3 protein-coding genes are annotated in these 3282 nt (G+C 57.7%); all 3 read left to right on the plus strand.

Translation table 11 applies throughout. From position 1 onward, the window contains the following. Positions 1–403: transposase (locus JTP94_RS29000; RefSeq protein ID WP_409456642.1), on the plus strand; the 403-nt coding region annotated here is incomplete at its 5' end. 529 nt (positions 404–932) lie between these two features. Continuing rightward, entirely contained in the window at positions 933–2411 is a 1479-nt protein-coding gene (locus JTP94_RS29005) for an amidase (protein ID WP_204853883.1), read from the plus strand. Positions 2412–2742: 331 nt separating this feature from the next. Next, positions 2743–3144 (plus strand): nuclear transport factor 2 family protein, encoded by a 402-nt coding sequence (locus tag JTP94_RS29010; protein ID WP_204853884.1) that lies wholly within the window; start codon positions 2743–2745, stop codon positions 3142–3144. The last annotated feature ends 138 nt before the right edge of the window (positions 3145–3282 follow it).

A 3282-nucleotide genomic window follows, 5' to 3' on the forward strand; every position in this document is an offset into this window, starting at 1 on the left:
TCTGGATCAGATTGATGGCCCAGTTGCCAAGTTTATCGGTGATGGCGCCTATGACGGAGCTCCGACCCGTGATCTTCTGCTAACACGTCTTGGCGAGATCGTGGAGATCATTATTCCGCCTCCTAAGACAGCCGTTGAAAGTCCGCAATCGGCGTTCAATCCAACGGTACGCGACCGCCACATCGCAGAAATCGAAACCAGCGGCCGGATGGCTTGGCAGAAATCCACCGGCTATAACCAGCGCAGCCGGGTGGAGACACAGATGGGCCGATGGAAGACCGTGATCGGGCCAAAACTCAAAGCGAGGAACTTCGACAATCAGAAAACAGAAGCCAAGATCGGCGTCCACGTTCTCAACCGGATGACTGAGCTTGGTCGTCCAGAATTCCGACGTGTTGTATGAAAAATCCCAAGGGTGGGGTTACCTCGTCCGGAATCTGATCCCTGCAACACGGCCATTAAAATGAACTTTAAGTTCAAATACCGGAACTTTGTAATTGACATGGACGATTCGACCGATATTCTATCCAGTAGAGTTATTCTGGTAGATGCTAATACTGAAGTGTAAGAAAGAAGAGCGCCTTATATGGGCGGCTGTAGGCGAATACAGATACAATCACGATCATACTAGAGTGGTTTGATTCCAACACTTGGTGCCCACATCTGACGGCTGCGATGATGTCGTCAGGGTCTGTTCTTGCCAAGATTGGATAACTCCGGGCCCAGAAAAAGCCTAGGAGCATCTGCCAAGCCCCAGGCGGAGAGACGAACATGCAAACTGGGCTCCTGCAGATCGAGGGCGCAGAGCTCTATTATGAAGTGGGAGGCATCGGCGGCTAAGTTCGGCACCGACCGGAAACCGGAAACCGGAGTTTGTCGAGCGACGTTCCGCTGTGAAGTAAACCATTACTAGGTCAATTTAGGAGTTCCGCGTGGACGCACCCCAATCACCGATCGATCTTTGTTTCGCTTCAGCCACCGAACAGTTGCGGCTGCTGGAAGAGCGGCAAATCGGCGCACTCGAGCTGCTCGATCTCCACCTTGCCCGGATCGATTCGGTCAACCCTGCGATAAATGCGGTGGTGACGATCGACGCGGACGGAGCAAGGGAGGCTGCTCGTCGCGCCGACTCCGCAAATGGCCAGCGAGGCCGGCTGCACGGGCTGCCGATGACGGTCAAGGAATGCTACAGCGTCGCGGGCATGCGCACGACCTGCGGCTTTCCGTTCCTTGCCGACTATCATCCAACCGATGACGCAGAGGCTGTGGCGCAGCTCAAGCAAGCTGGCGCAGTCATTTTCGGCAAGACCAACTTGCCGACCGGCGCGGGTGACCACCAGTCGTTCAACCCCTTGTTCGGCACTGCCAACAATCCATGGGATCTATCGAAAACCGTGGGTGGTTCGTCGGGCGGGTCGGCGGCCGCGATCGCCGCCGGCCTGAGTGCGCTGGAACTTGGCAGCGATATTGCCGGTTCGATTCGGGTGCCCGCACATTTCTGCGGCGTGTACGGCCACAAGCCGACTTACGGCATCGTGCCGCTGGGGGGGCACATTCCCCCCTTGCCTGGAGAGATCGTTCCAATCGAAATGGCTGTATGCGGGCCGCTGGCGCGTAGCGCCCTGGACCTCGAACTGGCGATGGACGTGCTTGTTGCGCCGATGGCATCCGCCTCAAAAGCGTGGACTGTGAAGGTTCCGCGCAGCCGGCATGACCGCGTGGAGGATTTTCGCGTCGCAGTCTGGCTCGATGACTATGCGCTCGATGATCGCTGCCGCGCCGAACTGCTAGCCTACATAGACGATCTCCAGCGAGTTGGGGCCACGGTGACTATCGGCGCCAAGCCCGACTTCGACGCATGGGGTTCTTTCGAAACCTTTTTCTCTACCCTGGTCTCCATTTTCGTCGCACTCGGCCCCGAGGAGGCGGGCATGGCTTTGAAGGCGGCGGCGCATGAGCACGCGGCCACCGGCGACCGCTATGCCGCGATCATTGAACGCAGCGCCCAGCTCTCCCACCGCGACTATGTTGCTCGGGCGAAACAGCGTGTCAGGCTCATGGACGCTTGGGCGCGCTTCTTTGAAAATTACGATGTGCTGTTGTGCCCTGTCAGTACCACCACCGCATTCCCCCACGACCATTCGCATGCAGAGGCTGGTTTGCTGGCCCCAGTGCTTCGAACCATTTCGATGGGCGGCACCGAAACATCACTGGCTGACACCTTCCTCTGGAGTTCGCTGGCCGCTGTGGCAAATCTGCCCGCGACGTCGATGCCGACCGGTCGCTTCGTCCATGGCCTTCCCGTCGGAATTCAGATCATTGGGCCATCCTTCGACGATCGGACTCCCATCCGGTTCGCCCAGCTAGTCGAAAAACGGCTGGGAGGCTTCGTAAAACCGGGTGCGATATAGAAAGCACGATGACCTCTGGTCCGGCAATGCGGCACCTGGGACTTGGCGCAAGTAAGTCCGTCACGCCCCGCTGCTTGCTGCAACATCTGGTACATCCGTCTGTTATTGACGCATTCGCCTGTTCGACGCTGGATGATGGCCATTGCGAGAGGAAGAGCAGAAAAACGCGGATGGAGCGGTCGGGTGAATCCCGTTCCACAAGATGGAATCGAGACTGCGCTGGTGACCGCAAGGTGCGAGATCGACAAATATAGTGTGTGAGCCTCAGAAGCTACGAGCGCGCCCCAGGGAACGGTTTGGGGCGGCGAACCGAATGGGAAGTGGAGTAACAATGGACGCCAAAACCGAAGCTATCTTCGAACTGAGTGCCAACTGGGGGCGCATGATCGATGCCAAGGACGCCGATGGAATCGTGAACCTGTACCGGACGGATGGCGCCTTCCTTCTCCCCGGTCAGCCCGCGTATGAAGGTCATGAGGCGGTTCGCGCCGCATGGCAGTTCTTCTTCAGCCTTCCTGAGTTCGCGTTGGTTCTGGGTCCTTCCTTGGTGGAGATATCAGGTGATGCCAGCTTTGCCATGGAACGGGGCAGTTACCGGCTATCCTATCGCGGTCCGGAAGAACCGGTTGTCGAGGTCGGCAAATATCTGGTTGTCTGGCGCGCAAGTTCTGATGGCACGTGGAAGGTCGCCGCCGACATGATCAACAGCGATGCTCCTGCCACGGGGCCGTGAAATATCCGCTCGGGCACTGTAAACTTAACGCTCTGAAAACAAGTTCTGGGAGTGAGGCTTTGGTTCATGCGGTGTGAAGACGTGCGATTTGGTGCCAAGTATCCAAGGCTGCTGCTCGCAGTTGGCGATGGTGATTGG

Origin of the sequence: Martinezella lusitana, assembly GCF_016901135.1 — a bacterium.
In the GTDB taxonomy this organism is placed as follows: Bacteria; Pseudomonadota; Alphaproteobacteria; order Rhizobiales; family Rhizobiaceae; genus Rhizobium; species Rhizobium lusitanum_D.

Bases quoted from the DNA above. Each gene is read 5' to 3' on its own strand.
- JTP94_RS29010 (WP_204853884.1), top strand. From the start codon at position 2,743: ATGGACGCCAAAACCGAAGCTATCTTCGAACTGAGTGCCAACTGGGGG.